At 54.6% G+C, this 1,576-nt stretch carries 3 protein-coding genes; all 3 read right to left on the reverse strand.

The annotated features are described in order from the left end of the window. Nucleotides 1-200: transposase (locus tag AC6H0N_RS15590; RefSeq protein ID WP_497575054.1), on the reverse strand; the 200-nt coding region annotated here is incomplete at its 3' end. Between the two features lie 81 nt (nucleotides 201-281). After that, nucleotides 282-728, reverse strand: coding sequence for an SMI1/KNR4 family protein (locus AC6H0N_RS15595; protein WP_497575055.1), 447 nt, complete (start codon nucleotides 726-728; stop codon nucleotides 282-284). Between the two features lie 10 nt (nucleotides 729-738). Beyond that, nucleotides 739-1,353 carry an HNH endonuclease gene (locus AC6H0N_RS15600; RefSeq protein ID WP_497575056.1) on the reverse strand — a complete coding sequence of 205 codons (615 nt, stop codon included), beginning with the start codon at nucleotides 1,351-1,353 and terminating at the stop codon, nucleotides 739-741. Between the last annotated feature and the right edge of the window lie 223 nt (nucleotides 1,354-1,576).

Genomic DNA, 1,576 nt, shown 5'->3' on the forward strand with positions numbered 1-1,576 from the left:
GTCTCGACCACCAAATGGTAATGGTTGGTCATCAGGCACCAGGCATGACAGACCCAGTTGAAATCCTCGGCTACCTCTCCGAGCACTTCGAGAAACCGCTCCCGATCAGTGTCGTCTTCATAGATCGCCTCACGCCGATCCCCGCGAGAGGTGATGTGATAGAGCGCACCAGAGAACTCGATTCGGATTGGGCGTGCCATGAAGATCAGGATAGATGGCAGGGGGTATAAAATCTAGACCTGACCCCGAATCTGCACGAATCTGCAAGTCGCGCCCGTTTATTAGGTCCAAGGGCGGATGCTGTGAAGGAAGTCCGTGAAATTTGATGCGAGATCGAATTCTGCTCCGTTTGGGCTTTCCAGGTCGCAATAAACTATTCGCTTTATATGGTGCTCTTTCTCGCTGAAGCAGAATAAGTTTCCGCCGCTGTCGCACGCGATGGGGATCAGTCTTCGCGATGGAAATTTTTCTTCCATAAGCTTGAAGTTCCACAAAATGTTGCAGCTGGGAATGGCCTGATCAACGCCAAAAAAAACTTGAATGTCGGTTGGCGAGCTGTCGAGATTTGGGACGTCCACAATATTCTCATCATCTGGCGGAGTTCCTCCGTTATGTGAGATAAGAAACTCTTTGTAGTCTTTAGGAAAAGTAAAGTCGAGTTCTTTTTCTAGGGCCACAATGTTATTCAGTAAGAGTTTCGGGCCGCTATTCTTTATGGTGATCGCCATTTCCGTTTTCTCAGTCTGATTTGCTGAAACCACCGGTGTGCCCGGTTTTAGCATGAAGTTCTCGCGGAACTAATTGCATAGTCGTCCCGTTTTGGTGGTGGTGCCATGTGTAACCTAAGGGTGTGCTGTCAAAACCGGCAGCCGCATTTGCGGCGCGGTTGTCGCCTGCGCGAGTCCCGGTCAGCGTGATAGTTACTTCCGCAATCGAAACACTTGAAAAATCAGGATATCCAGACAGGTCGAACGGGATTCCAGTCGCGGGGTGGTTACTGCCAGCAAGGTGCTTGTTTCTGTGGCTGGCTGCATCCTTCGCCGCCATGATGATCAGATCGCTGTAATGCAGCTGATCCGCCATAGGCAGCGTATGGATGAAATCCTTGGCCCATTCCTCTGCCTGATCCCCAGGATAACCCTGTAGCGCATTTGCGAGCCACGCTGTCAGCGCCTCTTGATTCTCGAGCGGAGGCGGCCCATACATCCGCTGCATGGAGTCAGGATCCGGGATGGGGGTAGTCAGCGGACCGAAGGGTGGCGGTTGTTCCCCCGCGCCGAATCCGGGGATTTTCGCCAGTTCCTCTGCCGTCAGCATCCCGGCCACTACTGCGACGGCTCTTTTTCCAGCCATTTGCAGCGCGCTTACACACGCAGGGGATGAGAGGCAGGCACGTGCCGCCGCTGGGCCCGCTGCTAGTATGCTTTCGAGTACTAGGGCTGCCAGCGGCGCAAGCTGCACAGCGTTGTTGCTAGCCTCATTCATAGCGGCTGCGCCGCTTTGCGGGCCACCAGCGGCGGTGCCCGCACCAAGGGCGGTGAGTTGCGTGAGGGCTTGCGCTGCTCCTGGTGGCAAG

It is taken from the genome of Pseudazoarcus sp. NS34, from assembly GCF_059703725.1.

Excerpts from the sequence above, each read along its gene's own strand:
- AC6H0N_RS15595 (WP_497575055.1), bottom strand. The coding sequence starts at position 728 with ATGGCGATCACCATAAAGAATAGCGGCCCGAAACTCTTACTGAATAAC.
- AC6H0N_RS15600 (WP_497575056.1), bottom strand. The coding sequence starts at position 1,353 with ATGGCTGGAAAAAGAGCCGTCGCAGTAGTGGCCGGGATGCTGACGGCA.